The organism is Amycolatopsis viridis, assembly GCF_011758765.1.
GTDB classification, from domain to species: Bacteria; Actinomycetota; Actinomycetes; order Mycobacteriales; family Pseudonocardiaceae; genus Amycolatopsis_E; species Amycolatopsis_E viridis.
In genome coordinates this window covers 3,017,116-3,029,743 of sequence record NZ_JAANOU010000001.1, presented here as the reverse complement: position 1 = coordinate 3,029,743, position 12,628 = coordinate 3,017,116, and the positions used below count along the sequence as shown (strand labels likewise).

Below are 12,628 nucleotides of genomic sequence, written 5' to 3'. Positions count from 1 at the left end.
TCCGGCGCGACCGGGTGGGGAAAACCGGGTGATGCGGTGCAGGTTCTGCGACACCCCGCCCACGGCCGGTGAGCGGCGGGTTCCCGGCCCGGCCGGTCCCATCTGCGCGCGCTGCGTGGAGGCCGGGCTCGGCCTGGTCCGCGACGGGCATCCCCGCGTCAGCCGCGGTGGCACCGAACTGGAACGCGTCCGCGGCGGCGGGCAGCCGTGCGAGTTCTGCGACCGCAGCGACCGCCGCGGATTTTTCGGGTTCACCCGGTCGTTGCGGCGGATGAGCTGCCGCCAGACCGGCGCCGTCATCTGCGACGACTGCCTCGATCGCGGCGGAAACCTGCTCAACGAGGTGTTGCGGCACGTCTGAGGACCCGGGCGGGTGGTCCGGTGAGCCGGTGCGCGGCTCACCGGACTTCCCCGTCAGTTCGCCGGCGGGTTGGCGGCGACGAAGTCGGCCACCGACTGGGGCTTGACGTGCGGGTACCGGTCGTTGTCCAGCTGGTCGAACTTGCCCTTGCCACTGACCATGCACCACTGGTACTGGAGCGCCACGTAGTCGAACGGGTTCTCGGCGACCGCCGCCTGCCGGGTGATCTCCGCACGCAGGTCGTCGGCGCTGCCGAGGTGACGCAGTTGCAGGGTGCGGCCGGAGCCGCGCTGGACCGCCTCGTGGAACTCGCGCATCGAGACGACGTCACCGGCGAAGCGCAGGGTGCCGGTGGCCGACGGGTCGAGGGCGACGGCGGCGGTGTAGGCCGCGGTGTCGGCCACCGAGGTCAGGTCGAGCGGCTGGTCGGGGTCGCCCCAGTGGGACAGGGTGCCCTGCTCCCAGTCGACGATCCCCATGAAGCCGACCATCACCTCGTAGAAGGCCCCGTTGAGCACGGACACCACCTCGATGTCGGTGCCGGTGCGCTCGGCGGCGGCCTTCCGACGCCAGTCGATCATGAAGTTGTCGCCGTCGTCGAGCTTGTTGATGTCGATGGCGAAGTCGGACGGGATGAACCGCCGGGCGCCGGCCTTCTCCGCGGCGCGCAGGAGGTTGGCCTGCCCGTCCACGACGACGTCGGGGCCGCCCTGCACGGCCGAGACCACGGTGGTGGCGTCGCCGATCGCTTCGGCCAGGCGCTCGACCGGAGCGGTGATGTCACCCTCGACCAGCTCCACGTCGCCGGAGCCGGCGGTCAGGGAACGCTTCTTCTCGTCACTGGTCCCCGGCCGGACCAGCGCCCGGACGGAAGCACCCTGGTCGAGCAGGGCCTGGACGATCTGGCCGCCGAGCAGTCCGGTGGCACCGGCCACGAAGATCTTGGGGGAAGCGGACATGAGGTGTGAACTCCTTCGTGCTGAATGTTGACGTGCACCCGCGGGTCCGCGGGCGTTTCTGGCCGGTCAGGGGATGAGGAGGGTCTTGCCGACGGTGTCGCGCGCCTCGATCGCGGCGTGTGCGTCGGCTGCCCGCTCGAGCGGGAAACGCTGGCCGACGACCGGCCGGATCTGGCCGGCCGCAGCGAGTTCCAGGACCTCGGTCGCCAGGTCGCGGGCCAGTTCGGGCCGGCTCCAGAGGGAACCGGCGCTGAACCCGGTCAGGGTCAGGCTGCGGCCGAGCAGTTCCATGGGCCGCACCTCCAGCGGCGTGCCGCTGGAGAAGCCGAACGTGATCTGACGCCCCACGCCCGGGGTGAGCAGCTCGAACGCCGCGCGCCCGAGCGCTCCGCCGACGTGGTCGTACACGACGTCCACGGGCCCGCCGAGGGCGTCCCGGACGCGGGCCGTCCAGTGGGGGAGTGAGTAGTCCACCACGTGGTCGGCCTGCAGCTCGCCGAGCAACGCGAGCTTGCGCTCCCCGCGGGCGGCCGCGACGACGGTGGCCCCGGCCCGTTTGAGCAGCTGCACCAGGATGGTGCCGACCGCACCGGCGGCCGCCAGCACCAGGACCCGGTCACCGGAGGTGACGCGGGCCGCCCTGACCAGGCCCTGGGCGGTGACGCCGTACCGGTAGAGGGCGACGGCTTCGGGCAGCTCCACCCCGTCGTGCACCGGAACGAGGCTGTCGGCCGGGACGACGGCGGTCTCGGCGTACCCGCCCAGGCCCGTGGTGCTGGCCAGGACCCGGGTGCCGATCAGGCCGGGGTCGCCACCGGGACCGACCTCGGTGACCACGCCGGCGATCTCCTTGCCGAGGATCACCGGCAGCGGCGCGCCACCGAGCACGCCGCGCATGGTCCCGGCACGGACCTGCGTCTCCAGGAACTGGATTCCGGCCGCGGCGACCTGCACCGCGACCTCGCCCGCCGCCGGTTCCGGCGTGGGCACGTCCGCGATGCGCAGCTGGGCCGGCGGCCCGAATTCGTGCAGCAGAACGGCACGCATGTGACTCACTTCCTTGATGTGCGAAAGCTTGTGCGGGGTGTGTGGCAGCCGGGTGGGGCTCAGCGCCCTCTCTTGATCGCTTCGCTGAGCGCGCCGAGGCTCACGGCCAGTTGTTCGACATCGGCCGTGTCCCAGTCCGCGAGCAGGGCGGCAACCGCGGTGGCACGCGCCTTCCAGAGCTTGCCGATGGCGAGTTTCCCGGCCCGGGTGACGCTCACCAGCTGGGCGCGCGCGTCGGCCGGATCGGGACGGCGCTCGATGAATCCGCGCGACTCCAGGCGTTTGGCCGGCGGGGACAGGGTGGACTTGTCCACCTCCATCAGCTCCGCCAGGACCGACAGCCGCACCGGCGCGTGCAGCGACACCTGGGCCAGCAGGGTGTAGTCGCCCAGTGACAGGTCCAGCCCGGACGCGGCCATGATCTTGCGCCGCGTGGCCGGGGCGAACATCCAGTTGCCCACCGTGGCCAGGGCGGCCGCCACTCCGTCGACGGCCTCATGCTGGGGACGGGACAGGCCGTTCGCACCGGCCGGTACCTGGTCCATCTGCACACCCCGTCCCGAAAGGTTGGTTTGACAAAACCAACTATACACGTTCGGCAAGTTGATGCAAGCGCATACATCTCGGGGTGTGTGACGCTCGACGCGATCCGGCCCCGGCGCGCTGTCGGAAGAGCGCCGGGGCCGGATCGTCGGGCGTGGGGGTCAGCTCGCCTGCTGCGCCCACCACGCCCGCCCGTCCGCGGGAAGCGTGCGGATCGGGTCGTAGTAGGGGTAGTGGCGGCGCAACGCCTCCGGATCGGAGTGCTCGATCCCGGTACGGTAGTTCTTGGTCCAGTAGGAGATGCCGCGCTCCCGGTCGTACTCGGCGAGCTGGTGCACCCAGCGCTTGCCGACGTACGGCACGTCGCACACGATGCGCGGGGTGGCGTAACCCGGGAGGTATCCCATGATGGCGTGCTGCAGCTCCTGCGCCTCCCACACCGCCAGCCGCCAGTGCTCGGCGTTGGGGATCATGTCGCACAGGTAGAAGTAGTACGGCAGGATGTTCGCCTCGCCCTGCAACGCGAAGCACAGGTCCAGCAGTGCCGCCGGGGTGGCGTTCACCCCGCGCATCAGCACACCCTGGTTGCGCACGTCCCGCACGCCGACCTCCAGCGCGGTCCGCGCCGCCTCGGCGACCAGCGGCGTCACCGACTGGACGTGGTTGACGTGCGTGTGGATCGCCAGATTCACGCCGCGTCGCCGCGCCGTGCCGGCCACCCGCTCCAGCCCCTCCACGATCCGGGGCTGCAACCAGTGCTGCGGCAGCCCGGCCAGCGCTTTGGTGGCCAGCCGGACGTCGCGCACGGTCTCGATGTCCAGCAGCCGCATCAGGAACGACTCCAGCTGGTGCCACGGCACGTTCGCCACGTCACCGCCGGACACCACCACGTCCCGCACCCCGGGCGTGCGGCGCAGGTAGTCGATCATCGCGTCCTGGCGGTCTGCCGGCTTGAGGTCCAGCTTGTGCTTGACCACCTGGTCGGTCGAGTTGCCCACCAGGTCCATCCGGGTGCAGTGCCCGCAGTACTGCGGGCACGTCGACAGCAGTTCGGCCAGCACCTTGGTGGGGTAGCGGTGGGTCAGGCCCTCCACCACCCACATCTCCGCCTCGTGCAGCGAGTCGCGCGCCGAGTGCGGGTGACTGGGCCAGTCCCGGTCGCGGTCGCTGCGCACCGGCAGCATGTAGCGGCGGACCGGGTCGGCGTAGAAGGCGTCGGTCGAGTCCACCGACATGGTGTTGAGCATCTGCGGCGGCACCAGCATCGACATCGTTGCCAGCTCGCGCTGGTCGGCGGCCAGGTCGTCGTAGAAGCGCTCGCCGACGAGGTCGCCGAGCACCGCGCGCAGCTGCTTGATGTTGCGTACGCAGTGCACCCGCTGCCACTGCGCGTCCCGCCACTGCGCCTCGGTCACCTCCCGCCAGCCGGGGAAGCGGCGCCAGTCCGGTTCGACCAGCTCCGTGCGGCGGTAGGCGTAGGGCTGTCCGGTGGCATCGGTGGCATCGGTGGCGCTGTCGGTGCTCTCGGCGGGGGAGACTTCCTGGATCGCAGTCATCTCTGCTCCTCGTCGGCCATCAGGCGTCAAAATCTACGGTGAAAACGACAATACGACGGAAAAGCTTTCGTCGCGACCCCATCGTGCACACTCGACACGTGACCGACGACAGCACCACGCTCCTGCTGGGCGGGCGAATCCACTCGCCCAGCAACCCCGACGCGACCGCGATGGCCGTCACCGGCGGCACGATCGTCTGGGTCGGCCAGGACGGCCCCGGCCGCGCGCTGCACCCGGATGCCGAGATCCACGACCTCGACGGCGCCTTCGTCGCCCCCGGTTTCGTCGACGCCCACGTGCACGCCACCGCCACCGGCCTGCACCTGGCCGGGGTCGACCTCGGCGGGGTCACCGACGCCGCCGGGCTGCTGGCCGCGGTCCGGGCCGCCGCCCGCCCCGGCGAGGTCCTCATCGCCCACGGCTGGGACGAGACCACCTGGACCGCGCAACGGCTGCCCAGCCGCGCCGAGATCGACGAGGCCGCCGGCGGCGTGCCCGTCTACCTCAGCCGCGTCGACGTCCACTCCGCACTGGTGTCCACCGCCCTGGTGGACCTCGCGCCAACCGCCCGCGACGCCGCCGGATGGTCCGCAGACGGGCCGCTGACCCGCGACGCCCACCACCACGTCCGCGCCGCCGTCCGGGCCGCGCTCACCCGCGAGCAGCGCCGCCGCGCCCAGCAGGCGTTCCTCCGGCTGGCCGCCGCACGCGGCATCGTCAGCGTCCACGAGTGCGCCGGCCCCGACATCTCCGGCGAGGAGGACCTCGCCGACCTGCTCGCCCTGGCCGCCGAACCCGGTCACCCCGAGGTCGTCGGCTACTGGGGCGAGCCCGGAGCCGTCGACGTCGCCCGCCGCCTCGGTCTGCGCGGCCTGGCCGGTGACCTGTTCGTCGACGGCGCCCTCGGCTCCCGCACCGCCGCGCTGGCGGAGCCCTACCTCGACGAGCCCGGCTCGGCCGGCGCCCGCTACCTCGACGCGGACGCCATCGCCGCGCACCTGGTCACCTGCACCGAAGCCGGGCTCCAGGCCGGTTTCCACGTCATCGGCGACGCCGGCGTCGCCGAGGTCGTCCGCGGTTTCCAGCTCGCCGAGAAGACCGTCGGGCAACGCGCCCTCGCCGGCGGCCACCACCGCCTCGAACACCTCGAGATGATCGACGCCGATCAGGCCAGGGCACTGGCCGGCTGGGGCGTCACCGGGTCGGTGCAGCCCCGGTTCGACGCCCTGTGGGGCGGGACCGAGGGCATGTACGCCCAGCGGCTGGGCGCCGAGCGGGCCGCGCGGATGAACCCGTTCGCGATGCTCGCCGCCGAAGGGGTCCTGCTCGCCTTCGGCTCCGACTGCCCGGTCACCCCGTTGCAGCCGTGGGAAGCCGTGCGCGCCGCCGTCCACCACCGCACTCCCGGCTCCGGCCTGTCCGCGCGTGCCGCGTTCACCGCCCACACCCGCGGCGGGCACCGCGCCGCCGGTGTCCACGACGGCCGGACCGGCAGCCTGGTCCCCGGCGCTCCCGCCCACTACGCCATCTGGGACGCCGCCGACCTCGTCGTCGCCGCGTCCGACTCGCGCGTCCAGCGCTGGTCCACCGACCCGCGCTCCCGGGTGCCGGCGCTGCCGCCGCTCGACCCCGGCGCGCCACTGCCCACCTGCCTGCGGACCGTCCGCGCGGGTCAGGTGCTCTACGACGCGTTCACCTCCGCGGCCTAAGGTTGCTCGCATGGCAGCACCAGTGGCCGAGTCCGCCGCCCCCGCGGCGCCCCCCGCCCGGACGAAGCGGAACTGGCGCTCCTGGCTGCTGCGGCTCGCGCTCGCGGCGGCGTCGGGGTTCGTGTTCTACCTCAGCTTCGCGCCCCGTGACCTGTGGTGGCTCGCGCCGCTCGGGTTCGCCGGGCTCGGCTTCGTGCTGCGCGGGCGCCGGTTCTGGGGTGGCCTGGGCTACGGCTTCGTGTTCGGGCTCGGCGTGTACCTGCCGCTGCTGCTGTGGCTGCAGGACTTCCTCGGCCGCGGGTTCGGCCCCGCGCCCTGGGGTGCGCTGTCCGGCGCGCTGGCCGCCTACCTCGGGCTCGCCGCCGCCTGCTGCACCGTCGTCGCGCGGCTGCCCGGCGGCCCGGTGTGGATGGCGGCGGTCGTGATCGCCAGCGAAACACCGCGCACCTGGTGGCCCCTCGGCGGGTTCCCCTGGGGGCGGGTCGCGTTCAGCCAGCCCGGGGGAGCGTTCACCCCGCTCGCCTCGATCGGCGGCGCGCCCTTGGTCGGGTTCGCCGTGGTCGTCACCGGGTTCGGCCTGGCCGCGCTGCTCGCCGGCGCCGCCCGCCGCGACTGGCGGGGGCTGCGGCTGCCCGTGGTCGCTACCGTCGTGCCGGTCGTCGCCGGACTGGCGCTGTGGCCCACGATCGGCACCGGGGCACAGGCCGGCACCCGCACCGTCGCGATCGTGCAGGGCAACGCGCCCGACGTCGGCCTCGACCTGATGAACGAAGCTCCCACGCTGCGCGCGAACCACTTGACGCAGAGCGAAGTGCTGGCCGGGCAGATCCGCACCGGCGCCGTGCCCGGCCCGGACCTGGTCGTCTGGCCGGAAACCGCCACCGACCTCACCGGAGCCGATCCCGCCGTGGACCAGGCGGTGCGCGACCTCGGCGTGCCCACCCTCATCGGTGCCCGGTACCGGGCACCCGGGCAGCCCACGCAGAACACCGAGTTCGTGTGGAACCCGGTGACCGGCCGCGGCGCGAGCTACAGCAAACAAGAACTCGTGCCCTTCGCCGAGTTCGTCCCGGCCCGCGCGATCGCCCGCTGGTTCACCCCGTTCGTCGACGACACCGGCGACATGGGGGCCGGCACCGCACCCGCGGTGCTCGACGTCGCCGGCACCCGCGTGGCCGTGCCGATCTGCTACGAGATCGCCTACGACTACGTTCCCCGTGACGCGGTGCGCGACGGCGCCCAGCTGATCGTGCTGCCCACCAACAACGGCTGGTTCGGGCGCAGCGAGATGTCCTACCAGCAGCTGGCCATGGCCCGGCTGCGTGCCGTCGAGCACGGCCGGGCGGTGGTGGTGTCCTCGACCACCGGGGTCAGCGCGCTGGTCGAGCCGGACGGCACGGTGACGCAGTCCACCGGCCAGTTCACCCCGGCATCCCTGGTCGGCACCGTGCCGCTGCGCACGCAGGCTACGCTGTCGGATCGACTGGGGGCGTGGACGGAGTACGGGCTGGTCGGCGTGGCGGTCGCCGCGATCCTGACCGGGCTCGTGCTGCGTGCCCGCACCTGGGCGACAAGCACGACGGCGACCAGGGCGGAGTGATCGCTCCGCGGGGGAGGAACAAGGGGATGGCGCACGCGCCACGGGTGGCCCGACCGATCGATCCGGTGCTGGTGGTGATCCCGACCTACAACGAACGGGACAACCTGCCGCTCATCCTGGACCGGCTGCAGCGGGCCCTGCCCGCGGTGCACGCCCTCGTGGTCGACGACGGCAGTCCGGACGGCACCGGCGAGCTGGCGGACAAGATCGCCGCCGGCGACGACCGCGTCCACGTGCTCAACCGCAGTGCGAAGGCCGGCCTCGGCGCCGCCTACGTCGCCGGTTTCCACTGGGGCCTGGCGCGCGACTACCGCACGATCGTCGAGATGGACGCCGACGGCTCGCACGCCCCCGAGGACCTGCCCCGCATGCTCGAAGCACTCGGCGACACCGACCTGGTGCTCGGCTCGCGGTACGTGCCGGGCGGCAGCCTGGTGAACTGGCCCCGCCACCGGGAACTGCTCTCCCGCGGCGCCAACCTCTACGCGCGGCTCGCACTCGGGGTGCGGATCAAGGACGTCACCGCCGGGTTCCGCGCCTACCGCCGCGAGGTGCTGGAGCAGCTGCCGCTGGAGGAGATCGCCTCCCGCGGCTACTGCTTCCAGATCGACCTCGCCTGGCGCACGGTCCGTGCCGGCTTCGACGTGGCCGAGGTGCCGATCACCTTCACCGAACGCGAGATCGGCCAGTCCAAGATGAGCGGCACCATCATCCGCGAGGCGCTGCTGCGCGTCGGCGTGTGGGGCGCCCGCTACCGAGCCGGCCAGCTGCGGGCGCTACTGCGCCGCTGAGGGATCACCGGCGGGGGATCGGGTCCGACCAGCCTCGGAACGAGAATCCGATCCGCTGGACGTCCCGGTCGAGGTGGCGGACTACCTGGCGGGCCAGCTCGGAATCGCTGATGTGTCGGTGGTCGAGGCTTACACCGGGCGGCAGCAGACGGCGGCGGTAGCGGCGGACCGAGGCCAACCCGCCCAGGCGTCGGCGCGGCGGCGCGACCCACGCGCGGAGCTGCTGGCCGGGGCACCGCGAGGGCGGGCTGAGCGTCGATGAGCAGGGCCGTCTTCCGGTGGCCACGCTGACCGCGCTGCCGGGCCGGGCCGGGGGATTCGAGCAGGCGTTCATCTCAGTCGCCGGCGGCACCAGCAAGCTGGCCGACTTCGACATGTCGGTGGCGGCCTGCCTGACTTCCGGGCGCTCAACACCGGGTACGCGCTGGTGACCGAGCCCGGCACGGCGGCCGCCGGTGCCCCGCTGATCCACTGTGGTGCGGCGTTCGACTGAGGCGCACGCCCGCAGAGCGCTTCGGCCGTCAGCGCGAGACGCGTGGTGATCACCCGGAGTGAGCAGGGTTTCGCCTCGTGGTGGCCGACGGGGCCTGGGTCGTGGGGTCGTGTTCCCAGCGACCGGAGAAGAGGTCAGGCGTCGGAGCGGTCCCCGGCAAGGGCGGGTTCCCGGCGCGCAGGCCGTCGAGGGCGATGGCGATCACGCGGCCACGGGCGTTGGCCGCCGCGTCGGTGAGGTCGGTGCGGCCCTGCCGTTCGAGCTGGTCGACCAGGGGTGACTTGCCGAGTTGCTCGATCAGCAGTGCGATGTCCAGGGGTGTGGCGTCGCTCCTGAGGACCCCGGCGGCGTGCGCTCGAGCGACCAGTTCGGCCATCAGCTCCTCCGCACGCGTGAACTTGCGGGCCATGTCGTCGGTGATGGCGATCGTGCCCGCCAGCGATCCGAGCGAACCTCCGCTGAACTCGACGGCGGTCGTCGCGTAGTGGACGAGTCCCTCCCAGGGATCGTCGTGCCGGAGCCCTTGTTCGGCGGCGTCGATCCACTGGTCGAGGGACAGCGCGCACATGTGCTGGAACAGCTCGTCCTTGGTGCGGTAGCGACGGTAGACAGTGGCGATCCCCACTCCGGCTTCGGCCGCGACCTTCGCCATCGACGCATGTGCGCCGTCCCTGGACAGGACCTTCTTCGCGGCTTCCAACAGGGCCCGGTCATTGCGTTCGGCCTCGGCGTGCCGCGCGGCTTTGCGTGCCATGGCGCCAGTCTAGCGCTCAAACGAAGTGGTTCTATCCGTTATAGTGCAGATCAAACGAGAGGGTTTCTATCCGTTTGGAGGACTCATGCGTGCCGTGGTGATGGAGGAGTTCGGCGGGCTTGTCCTGCGGCAGCTCGGCCAGCGCCTCACCGGACAGGATGCGGTCCTTCGGGATCAGCTTGGCGCCCATCGTTGCCCGCCGGATCACCGAGATCCAGGCCGGGCACGGCCGCGAATGGGCCTGTCCCCGCACGTGGTCGAGATGGCGCCGCGGCTCATGCCGATCCAGGTCGACGACGGCGGCGGGCCGGAGGTGCTGCGGATACGGGAGGTCCCCGACCCTGAGCCCCAACCCGGACAGGTGGTGGTCGCGGTGGCCTACGCCAGCATCACCTTCGTCGAGACGCAGGTGCGGTCGGGCCGCGGGCCGTTCAGCAGGCCCGGTCTGCCCCGTGTGCCGGGCAACGGCGTGGGCGGGCGCGTCGTCGCGGTCGGTTCCGGCGTGGACCCGGTGCTGGTGGGGACGATCGTGGTCACCACGACCGGTGGTGAGGGCGGTTACGCCGAGCTGGCGACGGCTCGGGCCCAGGACCTCGTTCCGGTTCCGGAAGGGGTGGCGCTCGGGGACGCTGTCGCGCTGCTCGCCGACGGACACACCGCGTTGTGGTTGTACCGGCAGGCGAACGTGCACCGGGACGAGCACGTGCTGGTGGAAGCAGCGGCCGGCGGTGTGGGCAGCCTGCTGGTGCAGCTCGCCTCAGCCGACGGGGCCCGCGTCATCGGCGCGGCCCGGGGCGCGTGGAAGGCGGAACCGGTCATGGGCCTGGGAGCCGCCGCCGTTGTCGACTACTCCCGGCCCGGATGGCTGGACCGGGTCCGCGCCGTCACCGGGGGCAAGGGTCTCGACCTGGTCTTCGACGGCGTCGGCGGAGCCGTCGGCACCCAGGCCGTTCGCGCGCTGCGCGACGGCGGACGTGTCAGCGTGTACGGGATGGCGAGCGGGACGGACGCCGAGCACGATCCGGCCGAACTGCGCGCCCGCTCGATCGAGGTCATCGGCCTCACCTCCGCGCCGAGCCCCGCCGAGGCCCGCGCCCTCATCGCCGATGCGCTGGAGATGAACGCCGCCGGAACGTTGCGGCCGCTCATCGGGCAGACCTTCCGCCTGGACGAGGCCGCCGCGGCACAACGCGCGATCGAGGCCCGCACCACACTGGGCAAGACCCTGCTGACCGTCGACAACGCGCGGGAGGGGTGACGTGCCCGCTCCTCAGCCGACGGCCACCGCCGGGCGCCGGGAATGGATCGCACTAGCCGTACTGGGCGTTCCGGCCGTGCTGGTCATGATGAACATGTCGATGCTGTACCTGGCACTGCCCGGCCTCAGCGCGGACCTGCACCCGACGGGCCCGCAACTGCTGTGGATCATCGATGTCTACGGCTTCATGGTCGCCGGTTTCCTCGTCACCCTGGGAACACTCGGCGACCGGCTCGGACACCGCCGGGTCCTGGTGGCCGGCGCGGTGGCCTTCGCCGTCGCCTCGGTCCTGGCTGCCTTCGCGCCCGGAGCCGCCTGGCTCGTCGCAGCGCGCGCCGTTCAGGGGATCGCCGCCGCATGCCTGGCACCCTCCTCGCTGTCGCTGATTCGCACGATGTTCCGCGATGAGCGGCAGCGCACCCTCGCCATCACGATCTGGATGCTGAGCTTCATGGGCGGCGGGGCGCTCGGCCCGCTGATCGGGGGAGTGCTCCTGGAGTACTTCTGGTGGGGCTCGATGTTCCTGACCGCCGTCCCGACCATGGTGGTACTGCTGGTCTGCGCGCCGTTCCTGCTGCCCGAGACACCCCGCTCCGGCGCGGCGCGGCCGGACGCCGCCAGCGTCGCGCTGTCACTGGTGACGCCGCTGGTGGCCGTGTATGCGATCAAGGAGCTCGCCGTGCAGGGCTTGAGCCTGCCGGGTCTCGGCACGCTGGCGGTGGGGGTGCTGGCGGGAGTGTTCTTCGCACGCCGCCAGCGGCAGTTGTCCGTCCCGTTCCTGGATCTCGGCCTCTTCCACGTGCCCGCCTTCGCCGTGGCGGCCGGTGGCATGACGCTGGTGGGGTTCCTGCTGTTCGGGACGAGCCTGCTCACCTCGCAGTACCTGCAACTGGTCCTCGGCTTCAGCCCCCTGCAGGCCGGATTGTGGCAACTGCCCTCGGCGGTGTTCAGCACCGTGACTGCTCTGGTGGTCTCCGGCCTAGCCGCACGTTTCCGGCCTGCCGTGCTGATGAGCGCCGGAGCGGCCCTGGCGATCCTCGGCCCGGTCCTGCTCACCCAGGTGAACCGGGGCCCGCTGGTCCTGGTGGGCGGCTCGGTCGTGCTGTTCGCCGGGCTGACGCCGTTCATGTCCCTGGGAAGCGGCCTGATCTTGAACTCCGCACCACCCGAACGCGCCGGCGCCGCGTCGGCGATCTCCGAGACCGGCGCGGAACTCGGCGGCGCTCTCGGCATCGCCGTGCTGGGCAGTGTGGCGACCGCCGTCTACGGCCGTCACCTGACCGAGCACCTGCCCGCGGACGTCCCCACCGACATCGTGGCGACCGCCCGCGAAACGCTGCCGGCCGCACTGGAGGTGGCGAGCCGACTTCCCCATGAGCTGGGTGTCACGTTGACCGAGGCCGCTCGGGACGCCTTCGCGCACAGCCTGCACGTTCACGCGATCATCCTCATCCCGCTCCTGGCGGTCCTCGCCATCCTGACCATCACGTTCTGCCGCGAACCCGCGCAGCGGGACGGGACCCCTCCCGCCCACACCGAATGAAGGGAACACCGTCA

Annotated in this window: 13 protein-coding genes; 7 read left to right on the top strand and 6 right to left on the bottom strand. The window is 72.2% G+C overall.

The features are described from left to right. The first annotated feature begins 31 nt into the window (after nt 1-31). The gene (locus FHX46_RS15015; protein WP_167096332.1) at nt 32-361 is read left to right on the top strand and encodes a hypothetical protein; all 330 of its coding nucleotides are present in this window, start codon (nt 32-34) and stop codon (nt 359-361) included. A gap of 53 nt (nt 362-414) precedes the next feature. Here FHX46_RS15015 and FHX46_RS15010 read toward each other — a convergent pair whose 3' ends face one another. The 4 genes from FHX46_RS15010 to FHX46_RS14995 all read right to left on the bottom strand — a co-directional run bounded on the left by FHX46_RS15010 (nt 415) and on the right by FHX46_RS14995 (nt 4,466). Next, the gene (locus FHX46_RS15010; protein WP_167114770.1) at nt 415-1,320 is read right to left on the bottom strand and encodes an NmrA family NAD(P)-binding protein; all 906 of its coding nucleotides are present in this window, start codon (nt 1,318-1,320) and stop codon (nt 415-417) included. A 66-nt stretch (nt 1,321-1,386) separates the two neighbouring features. Further along, a complete protein-coding gene (locus FHX46_RS15005; protein ID WP_167114768.1) occupies nt 1,387-2,367 on the bottom strand; it encodes a zinc-binding dehydrogenase in 981 nt (326 codons plus the stop codon). Nucleotides 2,368-2,426: 59 nt separating this feature from the next. Then, complete coding sequence (locus tag FHX46_RS15000; protein ID WP_167114765.1) at nt 2,427-2,912, bottom strand: MarR family winged helix-turn-helix transcriptional regulator; 486 nt, start codon at nt 2,910-2,912, stop codon at nt 2,427-2,429. 159 nt (nt 2,913-3,071) lie between these two features. After that, a complete protein-coding gene (locus FHX46_RS14995; protein ID WP_167114762.1) occupies nt 3,072-4,466 on the bottom strand; it encodes a KamA family radical SAM protein in 1,395 nt (464 codons plus the stop codon). Between the two features lie 98 nt (nt 4,467-4,564). Here FHX46_RS14995 and FHX46_RS14990 point away from each other — a divergent pair, with 98 nt between their 5' ends. From FHX46_RS14990 to FHX46_RS14975, 4 genes are all read left to right on the top strand, one after another. Continuing rightward, on the top strand, nt 4,565-6,175 hold the full coding sequence (locus FHX46_RS14990) for an amidohydrolase (RefSeq protein WP_167114759.1): 1,611 nt from the start codon (nt 4,565-4,567) through the stop codon (nt 6,173-6,175). A gap of 10 nt (nt 6,176-6,185) precedes the next feature. Further along, a complete protein-coding gene (lnt, locus tag FHX46_RS14985) occupies nt 6,186-7,775 on the top strand; it encodes an apolipoprotein N-acyltransferase (protein WP_167114756.1) in 1,590 nt (529 codons plus the stop codon). A gap of 26 nt (nt 7,776-7,801) precedes the next feature. Next, nucleotides 7,802-8,566 (top strand): polyprenol monophosphomannose synthase, encoded by a 765-nt coding sequence (locus tag FHX46_RS14980; RefSeq protein WP_167114753.1) that lies wholly within the window; start codon nt 7,802-7,804, stop codon nt 8,564-8,566. 278 nt (nt 8,567-8,844) lie between these two features. Then, nucleotides 8,845-8,997, top strand: coding sequence for a hypothetical protein (locus tag FHX46_RS14975; protein ID WP_167114750.1), 153 nt, complete (start codon nt 8,845-8,847; stop codon nt 8,995-8,997). A gap of 111 nt (nt 8,998-9,108) precedes the next feature. Here FHX46_RS14975 and FHX46_RS14970 read toward each other — a convergent pair whose 3' ends face one another. Together FHX46_RS14970 and FHX46_RS14965 are read right to left on the bottom strand one after the other, a co-directional pair. After that, nucleotides 9,109-9,813: a TetR/AcrR family transcriptional regulator gene (locus FHX46_RS14970; protein ID WP_167114747.1), complete on the bottom strand. Its 705-nt coding sequence runs from the start codon at nt 9,811-9,813 to the stop codon at nt 9,109-9,111. 31 nt (nt 9,814-9,844) lie between these two features. After that, nucleotides 9,845-10,003 carry a hypothetical protein gene (locus tag FHX46_RS14965; RefSeq protein WP_167109609.1) on the bottom strand — a complete coding sequence of 53 codons (159 nt, stop codon included), beginning with the start codon at nt 10,001-10,003 and terminating at the stop codon, nt 9,845-9,847. Nucleotides 10,004-10,048: 45 nt separating this feature from the next. On the opposite strand from FHX46_RS14965, the gene FHX46_RS14960 reads away from it, so the two are divergent. Together FHX46_RS14960 and FHX46_RS14955 are read left to right on the top strand one after the other, a co-directional pair. Continuing rightward, nucleotides 10,049-11,071 (top strand): zinc-binding dehydrogenase, encoded by a 1,023-nt coding sequence (locus FHX46_RS14960; protein ID WP_243871276.1) that lies wholly within the window; start codon nt 10,049-10,051, stop codon nt 11,069-11,071. A gap of 1 nt (nt 11,072) precedes the next feature. Then, nucleotides 11,073-12,614 carry an MFS transporter gene (locus FHX46_RS14955; RefSeq protein WP_313886145.1) on the top strand — a complete coding sequence of 514 codons (1,542 nt, stop codon included), beginning with the start codon at nt 11,073-11,075 and terminating at the stop codon, nt 12,612-12,614. Nucleotides 12,615-12,628 lie beyond the last annotated feature (14 nt).